The following is a 13,405-nucleotide window of genomic DNA, read 5'->3' on the forward strand; positions in this document are numbered from 1 at the left end:
GCGTTCCAGTTCGCCCCGGAAAAGCCCGATTGCCGCTGCCAGAGCTGCGCCCTGAAATTCCAGCCGGATCAGCCCATGTTTGCAACCTACAGACCGATCCTTTCGCTGCTTCGCGGCACGGCGTTCCTGCTCGCCGCATCCGGCCTGCACGGGCTGCTGCTGCCGTTGCGCGGCCAGGTGGAAGGCTTTTCGACCGCATCGCTCGGCCTGATGGGCACGGCCTGGGCCGGCGGCTTCGTCACCGGCTGTTTCTTCGCGCCGCGCCTCGTGCGCCGCGCCGGCCATGTCAGGGCCTTCGGCGCCTTCGCCGCGTCGGGCGCGATCATCGCGCTGCTCACCGGCCTCATCATCGACGAGTATTTCTGGATCCTTTTGCGCGCCTTTACCGGCTTCACCATGGCCGGTGCCTTCATGGTGATCGAGAGCTGGCTGAACGAGAAGGCCACCAACGAGAACCGCGGCACCGTCTTCGGCCTCTACATGATGGTCACCTATGCCTCGATCATGGGCGGCCAGATGATCGTCGCCGGTGGCGATGTGCGCTCGGCTTCGCTGTTCATGATCACCGGCATCCTGTTTTGCCTGTCGCTCATTCCGACGGCGGTTTCTACCCAATCGACCCCGAAGCCGCTGCAGGACGTCAAGCTCGACGTCAAAAGCCTCTACGCCAATTCGCCGGTGTCGGCGGTGGCCTGCCTTCTCATCGGCATCGCCAACGGAGCCTGGGGCACGCTCGGCGCCGTCTATGGCGCGCGCATCGGCATTTCCACCGCGGAGATCGCGCTGATGATGAGCCTTGTCGTGGTTTCCGGCGCCGCCATGCAGCTTCCGGCCGGACGCCTTTCCGATACAACCGACCGCCGCTTCGTGCTGGCGGGTGCTGCCTTCGGCGCGGCTCTGGTCGCGGTGCTGATCTTCCTGATTGCGCCGCGTTCAGGTGTCTTCGTCATCGTGCTGACCGCCGCCTATGGCGGTTTCGCCTACACGCTTTATTCGATCGCCGTCGCGCATGCCAACGACCACGCCCGCGCCGAGGACTTCGTCAAGGTTTCCGGCGGGCTGCTCCTGCTCTACGGCTTCGGCACCATGATCGGGCCGCTTTTGGCCGCGGCCTTGATGGGTTCGGTGCGTCCGGAAGGGCTTTTTCTTGCAACCGCGCTCGCGCATCTCAGCCTCGCCGGTTACACGCTGCTGCGCATCCGTGCCCGCGCGCCGGTGCCGATCGAAAACCGCGATGCCTTCAAGACGCAACCCGCGGACCGCGCGGTCACGCCCGAGGCCACGCGGCTCGATCCGCGCAGAAAGGTTGAAACCGACGGTTGAGATTTGGAAAACTTTGCCCCACAAATAAGGTATGATCTTTTCTGATGCCTTCGTGGCGATCGCCGATCCCAACCGGCGCTATCTATTGGAAGAACTCCGGCGCGGCCCGAAGACGGTGAACGAACTGGCGGCCGGACTGCCCGTCTCGCGCCCTGCCGTTTCACAGCACCTGAAGGTCCTGCTCGATGCCGGCCTGGTCAAGGCCAAGGCCGAAGGTACGCGGCGCGTCTATACTGTCAGCAGCGCCGGCTTCCTCAGGCTCAACATCTGGCTCGACCAGTTCTGGGAAACGGCGCCGGGCGAATAGGCCGCCCGGCTGGAGCCTCAATTCGCCGGTTGCAGTGCCCTCCCAAGCGCGTCGAGCAATTCGCCGGTGCCGTGCTCGCGCGTGGCCGGGGAGTCGGTGCCGTCGAAGAAAGCCCCCTGCTCCGTCAGGATCAGCCGCGTTCCATCGCCTTCGGCGATCAACTCGATCGTCGCGAGCGACACCGAGACCCGCGTTTCGCCGAACAAGAGCTCATAGCTGTAGACGATGCGCTGGTTTGGCACGATGTCCTGATAGACCGCGTTGTAGAAATGCATCTGTCCGTCGCTGGGGCAGCCTGCATTCACCTCCTTGCCGCCGACGCGGAAGTCCATCTCGTGCCGGCTCGGCATCGGATTGTCGGGATCGAAGAACCAGCGCTTCTTCGCATCGGCGTCGCTCAGCGCGAAATAGACCTTCTCGGGCGCCACCGGATAGACGCGCTCGATGACGAAGGTGGAATGGACGACGGATCGTTCGGTCATGACGGGGATCCTTCAGGGTTCATCTTTGGTTTCAGCGAGGAAATCGCCGAGACGGTCGAGCCGACGCTCCCAGGCGAGCCGCCGCTCGTTGATCCAGTGCTCGGCCGCCCGAAGCGCCTGCGGCTCGATCCGGCAGGTCCGCACCCGGCCAAGCTTTTCGGTCCGCACCAGGCCGCTCGCCTCGAGCACGTTGAGATGCTGGACGACAGCCGACAATGACATCGCCAAGGGCTCGGCCAGTTGGCTGACCGATGCCGGCCCGCGCGACAGCCGGTCCACCATCTGGCGCCGCGCCGGATCGGCGAGCGCCTGGAACATCAAATCGAGCTGGGCCGGATCGTGCAGCATCTCGCTCTAACCGTTGTTGTAGGGGAAGAGCTTGAAATAGGGCTGCGCTTCCTCGATGACGCGGGCGAAGGACGGACGCGCCAGCAGCCGGTCGTGGTAGCGTCTCACCGCCGGGAATTTTTCGCCGAACGGCTCGACCTTGTTGGCGTAGAACAGCGCCGGCGCGGCGGCACAGTCGGCCATGGTGAAGGCTTCTGCGACCGCCCAGATCCTTCCCGCCATCTCCTCTTCGATAATAGCGTAGGAATTGCGAAGCTGCGCGCGAGCTTCCTCGACGCCGAACGGATCGGTCTTGTCCTTCGGCCGCAAGCGGTCGCCGACGATCTTCTGCATCGGATGCTGCACGTAGAAATCGTAGAAGCGGTCTGCCTGGCGGACCTGCAGGGCGAGATCGACATCGGCCGGAACAAGCTCGACCGGCCCCGGATAGCGCGCGGCGAGATATTCGACGACGATGGTGGATTCCAGCACCGTGCGGTCCCGCGCATCGTCGCGCAGCGCCGGCATCTTGCCGGTGGGCGACACCTTCAGGAAGGCCGCGCGGGAAGCCTCGTCGCCGAGGTCGACGATCACCGGCTCGAAGGGCGTGCCGTTCTCGTAGAACGCGATCAGCGGTTTCCAGCAGAACGAAGCCAGCGGGTGGAAATGCAGCGTTAGGGACATTCTCGCTCTCTTTTGCATTCGGACAATACTGAAGTTATCGCTTAACTATTGTCGTAAACCCGGGAAGTCAAGCCTGCGCCTCCAGCCTAGCGAAGGGCGGCCATAGCTTCGATGATCTGCGGCCAGTCGTTGCGGTGCAGTTCGTGGCCGCCGCCTTCGACCTTGACCAGCCTTGCGCCGGGAACGGCCTTGGCGAGCGCCTCGCCATGCTCGACCGGAAAGAGCGGATCGGCGCTGCCGTGGATGACGAGCAGCGGGGCCGTCAGGTCTCGCACCGTCCGCTTTGGGCCGCCGCCCTTGACCAGGAAATGGTTGGTCGCGCTGGCGAGACCGCCGGAACGGTCGTAGTCCGCCTCGATCATCGCGCGCGTGCGTTTCTCGTCGAACGGATGGCGCGTGCTTGCGATCGCGCGCGCGTCCTTGACCTCGAAATCGAGCACCTGCTCCCGGTTCGACCAGTCGACATTGGCGCCTTGTGCCGAATGTTCCTTATAGGCCTCGGTCGTGCCGGGCAGGCCGGACGTATCGACGCCGAGCGGCGAGCTTGAGATCACGGTGAGCGCGCCGACGCGTTTTGGGTATTTCAGCGCCACGCTCTGTGCGAGCGTGCCGCCCATCGACATGCCGGCGACATGCGCGTTGGCGACGCCGTGGTCGTCGAGCACGCGGACCGCATCGTCCACCATGTCCTCGAACGTATAGGACGGCGCGCCTGGCGGATATTTGGTCGACAGGCCGGTGTCGCGGTTGTCGTAGCGGATGACGAAGCGGCCGCGCCCGGCGAGTTGCCGGCAGAAGGCTTCCGGCCACCACAGCATCGAGGCCATGGCGCCCATGATCAGAAGGACCGCCGGATCGGCCGGATTGCCGAAGGCTTGCGAAACGATGTCGGGGCGCTTGGTTGCAGCGGTCATCTGTTCCTCCAATCCGATTGCATTTTGCAATCAGTTGCACGATAGTGAAACCGATATCATAATGCAACTGGTTTTTCTGGAGACTGCCATGAACATCGACCGCCGGTCCGGTTGCCCGATCAATCTGTCGCTTGAGGTTTTTGGCGACCGCTGGAGCTTGATCATACTGCGCGACATGATCTTTGGCGGTCGGCGCCATTTTCGCGAATTGCTCAACTTCTCGCTGGAAGGCATCGCCTCCAACATCCTGGCCGACCGGCTGAAGCGGCTGATGGCGCTCGGACTGCTGACCAAGGCCGACGACCCCAGCCACAAGCAGAAGGCGATCTACAGCCTGACCGAGATGGCGATCACGCTCGTCCCGATCATGGCGCAGCTCGGCGCCTGGGGACGCGTCTGGCTTCCGGTCACGGAAGAATTGTCGATCCGCGCCGAGCTGCTCGAAAAGGGCGGCCCGCCACTATGGGAGCAATTCATGGACGAGTTGCGCCATGAGCATCTGGGCGCGCCTTCGAGGACACCGCCGGGCACGCCGACCGTGCGCCAGCAATTGCGGGCCGCTTATGAGGCAGTCGTCGAGCGCAAGGCCGAGGAACTTCGCCTCATCAAAACGGAGGCTTGAAGCGCGTTGCGCGGATCCGGTTCAGCGCGCCGCGATTTAAGATGAAGGGACGCACCCAAGCGCGTCAGATGCCCTCGCCGGCGAGTTCTTCCGAAAGCGTCGAAACCTGGTCCTGGGCGCTGCGCATCATCGGATAGATCGCCAGCACCTTTTGCCAGGCCTCCAGCGCCGACTGCTTGTGGCCGGTCTCGGTCATGATCTGGGCGAGACCGGAGAGCGCGCCGAAGTGGCGCGGCTCGAGCTGCAGGGTGCGTTCGATGTCGGCCATCGACTTTCCGTAATTCTTCATCAGGAAATGCACGGTGGCGCGCCGGTTCCAGCCTTCGGCGTAATCGGGCTGCAAGGTCACGACCTGGTCGAGGAAATCGAGCGCGACGTCGAATTTCTGGTCTTCCGTCGCTTTTTGCGCCCATTGCATCATCAGGTCGATCGAGGCGCTGCCCGACTGGTTCCATTCGTTCCAGATGCGGCCGGCGATGCGCTCGGCCGCCTTTTCATTGCGCTCGCGCTTCAATTCCGTGAACAGCTGGTCGAGGCGGCCCTGCCTGGTCGGCGCGGCCGGCGGCGGTGTCGCAGCCGGCGGCGCGGCATCGGGAGGCAGCGCCCCCGGCACCGTTTCTGCTCCCGCGGGCAAAGACGCGCCGGAAAGCAAAAACACCGTGAAAAATGTAAAAAGAATCCGCATCGCCGGAATCTAATCCCGGGCGGCGGATCGTCAAAGTGATTTTAGCGTGAAAGGGCCGGCGAACCGGCACCCCGACATCAGCGCGGCGTGGTCTCTCCGTGCATGTCGTTCACCCAAACCGCTTGGCAGGTTTGGGCGAGATGCACTAAGCCGCGCGCAAGGATCAGCCCTGGCGCGCCTTGTAGCGCGGAGCGGTCTTGTTGATGATGTAGATGCGTCCCTTGCGGCGAACCAGCCGGTTGTCGCGGTGACGCGCCTTGAGCGCCTTGAGCGAATTCTTGATCTTCATGGTCTTGCCTGTTCGGTCAGGGCCCGTCCCGGGCCGAATTTTAAAGGCGCGCCCGGAAAAAGCGCGCCTTTGAACTTGGCGTGGCTCATAAACGAGGAGCCTTGCCCGTGTCAACCACATGAGCGCGCCCGAATGCCACAAGGAACGCGGCTTATCAAATATTTGCCATCGCGACGGGTGCGGCATTGCGCGACTCAAGGGTGGCTGGGATGGTGACCCAAAGATCGAGCGACTGGAGATTTCCCATGCGCAGCCTCTTTCTGCCCGCCTGCCTGGTCCTTCTGGCAAACGCCCCGTCAGCCTTTGCCGAGGACTGCGATCGCAGCGACGACAGCCAGTCGATGCTGAACATCTGCGCGGATGCCGACTATCAGGCGGCCGATGCCAAGCTCAACGCCGCCTATAAGAATATCGTCAGCAGCAACGATCAGGCCTCGAACAAGCTGCTGCAGACGGCGCAGCGCGCCTGGATCGCCTTTCGTGACGCCGAATGCGCTTATTCGACCGCCGACAGCGAGGGCGGCTCCATCCATCCGATGGAGGTGTCGCAGTGCCTGACCAAGCTCACCAACGAGCGCATAAAGCAGCTCTCCTCCGACGCCAACTGCAAGCTCAGCGATCCGAGCTGCGCCGGCTCCGACGCGGGCGGCGACCAGGATATGCAATAGAGCGTTATCGCGGCCGGATGAGGCGCGTGAAATGGCCCATCTTGCGGCCGGGGCGCGACTCGGCCTTGCCGTAGAGATGCAGCATCAGGTCGGCTTCGGCGAGCAGCGCCGGCACTTTCAGCATGTCGTCGCCGATCAGGTTTTCCAGCACGCAATCGGAATGCCGGGCGGCCGAGCCCAGCGGCAGGCCGGCGACGGCGCGGATATGCTGCTCGAACTGCGAGACGACGCAGGCAGCCTCCGTCCAATGGCCGGAATTGTGCACCCGCGGCGCCAGCTCGTTGGCCGAGAGCGAGCCATCGGCAAGGACGAAGAACTCGACGCCGATGACGCCGACATAGTCGAGCGCGGAAAGGATTTTCGCGGCCGCATCCTTGGCGGCGGCCGCCGTTTGCGGGCGGATGGCGGCCGGCAAGGTCGAGCTGCGCAATATGCCTTCGCGATGGACGTTTTCGGCCGGATCGAAGGCGGCGATCGTTCCGTCGAGACCGCGCGCGGCGATCACCGAAATCTCACGCTCGAAGGCGACGAGCGATTCCAGGATCAGCGGCACATTGCCCATCGCCTCGCAGGTTCCGGCAAAGCCGCCCGTTTCCATGTTGCGGAAGACGCGCTGGCCCTTGCCGTCATAGCCCATGCGGCGGGTTTTCAGCACGCCGCTGCCGTTGAACATCCTCAGGGCTTCGGTCAACTGGTCGTCATTGTCGACCGGGCGGAATTCGGCCGTCGGGATGCCGATGCCGTTGAGGAAGCTTTTCTCGGTGACCCGATCCTGCGCGACTTCGAGCGCGCGGGCCGGCGGATAGACCGGGACCTTTGCCGAGAGAGTCTCGGCGGCGACGACCGGAACATTCTCGAATTCGTAGGTGACGACGGCACTGGCGGCGGCGAGTTCGGCGAGCGCTGCCGGATCGTCATAGGCGGCGACGATCTGCCGGTTGGCGACCTGGGCCGCCGGGCAGTCGGCCTGCGGCTCCAGGACGACGATGCGGTAGCCGAGGCGGGCGGCGGCCATCGCCAGCATGCGGCCGAGCTGGCCGCCGCCGATGATGCCGATGGTCGATCCGGGCGCCAGGCTCACGGCGCGTCCGTCGGCTCGGCGGCGACCTTGGCGGTCTGCGCCGCGCGCCAGGCGTCGAGCCGGGCGGCGAGTTTTTCGTCATTCAGCGCCAGCACGGCGGCGGCGAGAAGCGCGGCATTGGCCGCCCCCGCCTTGCCGATCGCCAGCGTGCCGACCGGGATGCCGGCCGGCATCTGCACGATGGAGAGCAGCGAATCCTGGCCGGACAGCGCCTTGGATTCGACCGGGACGCCGAAGACGGGCAGCGGCGTCATCGCCGCCGTCATGCCGGGCAGGTGCGCGGCGCCACCGGCGCCGGCGATGATCACCTTGTAACCGGCGGCCTTGGCCCCCTTGGCGAATTCATAGAGGCGGTCCGGGGTGCGATGCGCCGAGACGATCAGCCTTTTGTGCGGGATGCCCAGCGCATCCAGGGTTTCGGCCGCCTGGCGCATCGTCGCCCAGTCGGACTGGCTGCCCATGATGATGGCGACGTCGGCACGCTGATCAGTCAAGGTTTCGCTCCCGGCGGCAAAGGCGCGCCTTAGCGGAATTCGCCGATAGCCGCAAGGATAGTCGGTGCCTGCGGCCCCTCTCGGCCGGCGGCCCGCGGCCTTGGCCGCCGCCTCCGCTCAGGCGATGATGTCGGGAATGATGCGGTCTTCCAGCGCTGACAGCCGGTCTTTCAGCATCAGCTTCTTCTTCTTCATGCGCTGGATCTGAAGCGGGTCGCAGCCCGTAGCGATCATCGCGTTGATGGCGGCGTCGAAATCGGCGTGTTCTTGTTTGAGCCGGGAATATTCGAGGCGTATTTCAGCCTGTTCCTGTTCGGACATTATCTACCGTCTGCGTATGCATCGCCCAATCGGGCTGTTTTGGGCGGGACCGGTTGGGTTTGTGACTTGTTGGTCTGGGACCGGCGCGCAGCCCTTATCACATTTCACTTTGCCGGGGAATGCTACCACGTGTCATTCGACATCGAGATCGGTTGGTGGCAAAGTGTCATCGTGCCGTCACAGTCTCAACCTGCGGTGGACGCGGCTGGGACGGCTGCAATCGAGGAAACCATGAAAGGGAGAACCAATCATGTCTCTTGCATCCCATCTTGATGAGTTGCAGCGGAAACACGGTGACATCGAGCGCGAGCTCACCGACGCGATGAACCATCCTTCGGTGGACGACCTCGAAATCGTGAATCTCAAGCGACGCAAGCTGGCAATCAAGGACGAGATTGAAAAGCTGAAGGGGAGCCCCACAGCACACTGAACATACCCTAGGCAACATCACCGCACCCGCCGCGGTGCCAACCTACCGGTGGCAAGACATGCCACCGGACCGTTGTCGTTAACCGAATCACCCGACCGTTTTAGCGCGGATCTTGCAGCCCGAGGGTTTTGCATAAGCCCTGCGGCCGCTGATCGCGGGCCGTCGATTTGCGGGCCTTGCCTGGCGCTTGCCATTGACAAGCCATCTTTGCTCGGCCACCTCATGCCCGGAACTTTCAGATGAAGGCGACCGGCATGACCGGATATTTTTCCTCTCCCTTCCCGCGGCGCATGTCGGTCGGCGTGTCGGTCGGCGGTGTGATGGTTGGCGGCGGCGCGCCTGTAGTCGTGCAGTCGATGACCAACACCGACACCGCCGATGTCGACCAGACCGTCGCCCAGGTCGCGGCGCTGCATCGTGCCGGCTCGGAGATCGTGCGCATCACCGTCGACCGCGACGAGAGCGCGGCTGCGGTCCCGCGCATCCACGAGCGGCTGTTGCGGCTCGGCATCGACGTGCCGCTGGTCGGCGACTTCCATTATATCGGCCACAAGCTCCTCGCCGATCACCCAGCCTGCGCCGAGGTGCTGGCGAAATACCGCATCAATCCCGGCAATGTCGGCTTCAAGGAGAAGAAGGACCGTCAGTTTGCCGCGATCGTCGAAATGGCGATCAGACATGACAAGCCGGTGCGCATCGGCGTCAACTGGGGCTCGCTCGACCAGGAGCTTTTGACCCGGCTGATGGACGACAACCAGGCGAAGGGCTCGCCGCTCACCGCGCAGGAAGTCACCCGCGAGGCGATCGTCCAGTCGGCCATCCTGTCGGCCGAGATGGCGGAAGAGATCGGGCTTGGCCGCGACAAGATCATCCTGTCGGCCAAGGTCAGCGGCGTGCAGGATCTGATCGCCGTCTACACCGCGCTCGCCACCCGCTCCGACCATACGCTGCACCTGGGTCTCACCGAAGCCGGCATGGGCACCAAGGGCATCGTCGCCTCTTCCGCGGCGATGGGCATCCTGCTGCAGCAGGGCATCGGCGACACGATCCGCATCTCGCTGACGCCGGAGCCGAATGGCGACCGCACCCGCGAAGTGCAGGTGTCGCAGGAACTCTTGCAGACCATGGGCTTCCGGCAGTTTGTGCCGATCGTCGCCGCCTGCCCCGGCTGCGGCCGCACGACATCCACAGTGTTCCAGGAACTCGCCCAGAGCATCCAGGCCGATATTCGCAAGAACATGCCGGTCTGGCGCGAGAAATATCCGGGCGTCGAGAACCTCAAGGTCGCGGTGATGGGCTGCATCGTCAACGGTCCCGGCGAATCCAAGCATGCCGATATCGGCATATCCTTGCCCGGCACCGGCGAGACGCCGACGGCGCCTGTCTTCATCGACGGCAAGAAGGCGGCGACGCTGCGCGGTCCGTCCATCGCGCAGGATTTCGAGAAGATGGTCGGCGACTATATCGAGCAGCGCTACGGACACGGCAAGGCCGCGGCCGAGTAGGCCTATGCACCGTTTCCTCACAGTGGCCCTGGCCTTGCTTTGCAGCTTGAGTTGGGTGGCAGGCGCGTCCGCCGACCCGCCGCAGTCGAAATCGGCTGCCAAACGGTTGATCAACCGTGTCTGCGAACTGATCGAAGCCCAGGCCCAGCAGAATGGCCTGCCCAGGGATTTCTTCGCCAGGCTGATCTGGAAGGAAAGCCGCTTCGATCCGAACGCAGTGAGCCCGGTCGGCGCCGAAGGCATCGCGCAATTCATGCCCGGCACCGCCAAGATGCGCGGCCTGGCCAATTCCTTCGACATCGAGCAGGCGCTTCCCGCCTCGGCGAAGTACCTTGCCGAGATGAAGGCAGACTACGGCAATCTCGGCCTCGCGGCCGCGGCCTATAATGCCGGCGAGAACCGTGTGTCGCGTTGGCTGGATTCCGGCGGCTTCCTGCCGATGGAGACGGAAAGCTATGTCTTCGACATCATGGGCGAACCCGTCGACAAGTTTTCCGACAAATCCTATGCCGGCACCGTCCAGCCGCTCGACCCCAAGATGAGCTTCGCGGTCGCCTGCCGCAGGCTGCCGGTAATCATGTCGCAGACCGTCGCCATGGCCTCGATCAACGTCAAGCCGTGGGGCGTGCAGGTGGCGGGCAATTTCCGCCGCTCGGCGGCGATCGGCCAATGGCTGAGAGTCAAAAGCCGGTTCCCGGCCCTGCTCGCCAGCCATGATCCGGTGGTGAGCCGGGTGCGCACGCCGATCGGCCGGCGCGGCATCTACGCGGTGAGGATCGGCGCCGACTCGCGCGGCGAGGCCAACGGCATCTGCGAGAAGCTGCAAAGCGTCGGCGGCGCCTGCGTGGTGATGCGCAACCGGTGACTACGCCGTCTTCGCCGTCACCGTCTCGCTGAGCCAGGTGCCGATCTTGGCGCCGAGGCGATCGGGCGAGACAGGCTTCGGCAGATAGTCGTCCATGCCGGCCTCGATGCATTTTTCGCGGTCGCCCTTGAGCGCATGCGCGGTGACGCCGATGATCGGCGTGCGCTCGCCGTTCTGTTCCTCGATCGCGCGGATGGCGCGGGTTGCCTCATAGCCGTTCATCTCCGGCATGGAGACGTCCATCAGCACCAGGCGAGGACGCAGCGCGCGGTACATTTCGACCGCCGTGCGGCCGTTGCCGGCGATGCGGTAGCTCAGCCCGAAACCGTTGAGGATCTGGCCGAAGACCAGCTGGTTCACGTCATTGTCCTCGGCGATCAGGATATCGATCGGGCCGCTCGGCGCTGCGGTCGATTCCAGTGCTGCCGGCACGGGCACCGCCGGGCCGCGGATGACGGTGAAGGCCGGCGGCGCCTGCGCCGAGACCGGCTCGCGCACGAAATGCGCCTTGGCGCTCTGCGTGCGCGCCTTCTGGATGGCGGAGATCACCGTGCCCAGCAGCACCGCCGAACGCGCCGGCTTGGTGAGATGCGCGACGATGCCGAAATCGATGACCATCCTGCCGAAATCGACCTGGTCGACCGAGGTGAGCAGCACGACCGGGATGGAGGAAAGACGGCTGTCCGAGGCGATCGCCTTAGCGACATCGGCGCCGTTCATGCCGGGCATCTGGTAGTCGAGGATGATGCAATCGACCGAGGCGCCCAGCTGGCAGGCGCGGTCGAGGAAGGCAAGGCCGACGGCGCCGCTTTCGGCGGCCGCGCAGTCGAAGCTCCAGCTTCTGAGCTGCTCCAGCAGGATCTCCCGGTTGACCGGATTGTCGTCGATGACCAGCACCCTGGCGCCGGTGACGTCGACCGGCACCAGCTTGTCGGCCGCCTCCTGGTTGTGCGCGGGCAGCGGCACGGCGAACCAGAAGACGGAGCCGCGGCCGATCTCGCTTTCGACGCCGATCTTGCCTCCCATCAGGTCGACAAGCCGGGCCGCGATCGCAAGGCCAAGCCCTGTGCCTTCGTGGCGGCGGGTCGAGGAACCATCGACCTGCGCGAACTTCTCGAAAACGCTTTGCAGTTTTTCGGCCGGAATGCCGATGCCGGTATCCTCGACGCGGACCTTGAGCTGGACCACGCCGTCGACAACGTCGCCGCCGACATCGACCAGCACATGGCCCTTCTCGGTGAACTTCACGGCGTTGCCGAGCAAATTGGTGACGATCTGGCGGAAGCGCCCGGCATCGCCGACGACGAAGGCGGGCAGGCGCGGATCCACGCGCACGATGAGCTCGAGGTTCTTTTCGGCGACGCGCGCCGACACAAGCGTCGCCACATCCTCGACCGCTTCGGCCAGGCGGAAGGGCGCGGGGTCGAGCGTCAGCTGGCCGGCATTGATCTTCGAGAAATCGAGGATGTCGTTGATGATGGTGAGCAGCGCGTTGCCGGATTTGACGATGACGTCGGTGAAGGTCTTCTGGCGCGGCGTAAGCTCCGTCTTGGCCAGCAGCTCGGCCATGCCGAGCACGCCGTTCATCGGCGTACGGATCTCATGGCTCATATTGGCCAGGAATTCCGACTTGGCGCGATCGGCGGCCTCGGCCTTGAACAGCGACGCGGCGCTCTCGGCGAAGGCTCGCCGGATCGCATTCTCCATCGGCCGGAAGATCAGAACCGCGGCGATGCCGAGCACGGCAAACAGCAACCCGCTCGCCCACAGCAGCAGCCGGTCGTTGGAAGCGTCGGCGAGGCGACGCTCCTCGTCGAGCGCGGTGCGCACCTTGACCAGCATCGGCTGGGCGAACAGGTCGTTCTGATTGCGGATTTCGCGGTAGCTCCATTCATCGACCTTCTGGGCGGTCGACATCAAATTGAAGTTGCGCACCATGTCACGTGCCGACCAGAACAGGTCGTTGTTCACCGAAGCGGTATCCAGCGCGTTGGTGGTGTTCCTGGACAGGCGCGGCCTGATCGCGGCAAGCTGGGCGTTCAGGACCTCGATCTCGCCCGTCAGCCGCTCGGAATGCCCACGTGCGGCGGCGGTCAGCGCATCGCGCGTCTCGCTGCGCCAGGCGGTGCCGGTCGTCTCGGCGAAATTGGTGGCGTTGCGCAGGTCGCGGGCGAAGATGACGAAATTGCCGCTCAGCGCATCGACCTCGTGGCGGTACGAATTCACACGGTTGAGGGCGAACATGACCGCGGCCGAAGCCAGCGCGAAGACAAGCAGTCCCGAAATGTAGCGGATCCGGATCGACCGGAGGAAGGAAGAATATTCCGGCATGCGCCACCCCAACACATACGCACAATTTTAATGGTCGGGATTACGCTTGATTTACATTAAGATTTCGTTGGTGGGCG

At 64.3% G+C, this 13,405-nt stretch carries 17 protein-coding genes; 7 read left to right on the forward strand and 10 right to left on the reverse strand.

The features are described 5' to 3' along the window. Positions 1-75: 75 nt before the first annotated feature. A complete protein-coding gene (locus DPM35_RS23615) occupies positions 76-1,323 on the forward strand; it encodes an MFS transporter (RefSeq protein ID WP_112129619.1) in 1,248 nt (415 codons plus the stop codon). A 31-nt stretch (positions 1,324-1,354) separates the two neighbouring features. Beyond that, positions 1,355-1,630: an ArsR/SmtB family transcription factor gene (locus tag DPM35_RS23620; protein ID WP_112129620.1), complete on the forward strand. Its 276-nt coding sequence runs from the start codon at positions 1,355-1,357 to the stop codon at positions 1,628-1,630. A 17-nt stretch (positions 1,631-1,647) separates the two neighbouring features. On the opposite strand, the gene DPM35_RS23625 is transcribed toward DPM35_RS23620, so the two are convergent. The 4 genes from DPM35_RS23625 to DPM35_RS23640 form a co-directional block, all read right to left on the reverse strand. Continuing rightward, on the reverse strand, positions 1,648-2,112 hold the full coding sequence (locus tag DPM35_RS23625; RefSeq protein WP_112129621.1) for an SRPBCC family protein: 465 nt from the start codon (positions 2,110-2,112) through the stop codon (positions 1,648-1,650). Positions 2,113-2,124: 12 nt separating this feature from the next. Further along, on the reverse strand, positions 2,125-2,460 hold the full coding sequence (locus DPM35_RS23630; RefSeq protein WP_112129622.1) for an ArsR/SmtB family transcription factor: 336 nt from the start codon (positions 2,458-2,460) through the stop codon (positions 2,125-2,127). Between the two features lie 6 nt (positions 2,461-2,466). Continuing rightward, positions 2,467-3,123, reverse strand: coding sequence for a glutathione S-transferase family protein (locus DPM35_RS23635; protein ID WP_112129623.1), 657 nt, complete (start codon positions 3,121-3,123; stop codon positions 2,467-2,469). An 86-nt stretch (positions 3,124-3,209) separates the two neighbouring features. Continuing rightward, positions 3,210-4,037, reverse strand: a complete 828-nt coding sequence (locus DPM35_RS23640) for an alpha/beta fold hydrolase (protein WP_112129766.1) — start codon at positions 4,035-4,037, stop codon at positions 3,210-3,212. 88 nt (positions 4,038-4,125) lie between these two features. On the opposite strand from DPM35_RS23640, the gene DPM35_RS23645 reads away from it, so the two are divergent. Continuing rightward, positions 4,126-4,659 carry a winged helix-turn-helix transcriptional regulator gene (locus DPM35_RS23645; RefSeq protein WP_112129767.1) on the forward strand — a complete coding sequence of 178 codons (534 nt, stop codon included), beginning with the start codon at positions 4,126-4,128 and terminating at the stop codon, positions 4,657-4,659. A gap of 64 nt (positions 4,660-4,723) precedes the next feature. On the opposite strand, the gene DPM35_RS23650 is transcribed toward DPM35_RS23645, so the two are convergent. Together DPM35_RS23650 and ykgO are read right to left on the reverse strand one after the other, a co-directional pair. Next, complete coding sequence (locus DPM35_RS23650; protein WP_112129624.1) at positions 4,724-5,344, reverse strand: tetratricopeptide repeat protein; 621 nt, start codon at positions 5,342-5,344, stop codon at positions 4,724-4,726. Positions 5,345-5,507: 163 nt separating this feature from the next. Then, positions 5,508-5,633, reverse strand: coding sequence for a type B 50S ribosomal protein L36 (gene ykgO, locus DPM35_RS23655; protein ID WP_040974291.1), 126 nt, complete (start codon positions 5,631-5,633; stop codon positions 5,508-5,510). Between the two features lie 245 nt (positions 5,634-5,878). Between ykgO and DPM35_RS23660 the strand changes: the two genes are divergently transcribed. After that, positions 5,879-6,301, forward strand: coding sequence for a lysozyme inhibitor LprI family protein (locus DPM35_RS23660; protein ID WP_112129625.1), 423 nt, complete (start codon positions 5,879-5,881; stop codon positions 6,299-6,301). 4 nt (positions 6,302-6,305) lie between these two features. On the opposite strand, the gene DPM35_RS23665 is transcribed toward DPM35_RS23660, so the two are convergent. The 3 genes from DPM35_RS23665 to DPM35_RS23675 form a co-directional block, all read right to left on the reverse strand. Continuing rightward, positions 6,306-7,382: a 5-(carboxyamino)imidazole ribonucleotide synthase gene (locus tag DPM35_RS23665; protein ID WP_112129626.1), complete on the reverse strand. Its 1,077-nt coding sequence runs from the start codon at positions 7,380-7,382 to the stop codon at positions 6,306-6,308. After that, positions 7,379-7,876 carry a 5-(carboxyamino)imidazole ribonucleotide mutase gene (gene purE, locus DPM35_RS23670; protein ID WP_112129627.1) on the reverse strand — a complete coding sequence of 166 codons (498 nt, stop codon included), beginning with the start codon at positions 7,874-7,876 and terminating at the stop codon, positions 7,379-7,381. Before purE ends, DPM35_RS23665 begins: the two co-directional genes overlap by 4 nt. Before the next feature lie 117 nt (positions 7,877-7,993). Further along, on the reverse strand, positions 7,994-8,197 hold the full coding sequence (locus DPM35_RS23675; RefSeq protein ID WP_040985243.1) for a YdcH family protein: 204 nt from the start codon (positions 8,195-8,197) through the stop codon (positions 7,994-7,996). Positions 8,198-8,447: 250 nt separating this feature from the next. Between DPM35_RS23675 and DPM35_RS23680 the strand changes: the two genes are divergently transcribed. The 3 genes from DPM35_RS23680 (at position 8,448) to DPM35_RS23690 (ending at position 10,997) form a co-directional block, all read left to right on the forward strand. Continuing rightward, positions 8,448-8,627, forward strand: coding sequence for a YdcH family protein (locus DPM35_RS23680; protein WP_112129628.1), 180 nt, complete (start codon positions 8,448-8,450; stop codon positions 8,625-8,627). Between the two features lie 254 nt (positions 8,628-8,881). Next, positions 8,882-10,132, forward strand: coding sequence for a flavodoxin-dependent (E)-4-hydroxy-3-methylbut-2-enyl-diphosphate synthase (ispG, locus tag DPM35_RS23685; protein WP_112129768.1), 1,251 nt, complete (start codon positions 8,882-8,884; stop codon positions 10,130-10,132). A 4-nt stretch (positions 10,133-10,136) separates the two neighbouring features. Next, a complete protein-coding gene (locus DPM35_RS23690) occupies positions 10,137-10,997 on the forward strand; it encodes a lytic transglycosylase domain-containing protein (RefSeq protein WP_112129629.1) in 861 nt (286 codons plus the stop codon). Here DPM35_RS23690 and DPM35_RS23695 read toward each other — a convergent pair whose 3' ends face one another. Then, positions 10,998-13,328 (reverse strand): response regulator, encoded by a 2,331-nt coding sequence (locus tag DPM35_RS23695; RefSeq protein WP_112129630.1) that lies wholly within the window; start codon positions 13,326-13,328, stop codon positions 10,998-11,000. Positions 13,329-13,405: the final 77 nt, after the last annotated feature.

Origin of the sequence: Mesorhizobium atlanticum (genome assembly GCF_003289965.1) — a bacterium.
Lineage (GTDB): Bacteria > Pseudomonadota > Alphaproteobacteria > Rhizobiales > Rhizobiaceae > Mesorhizobium > Mesorhizobium atlanticum.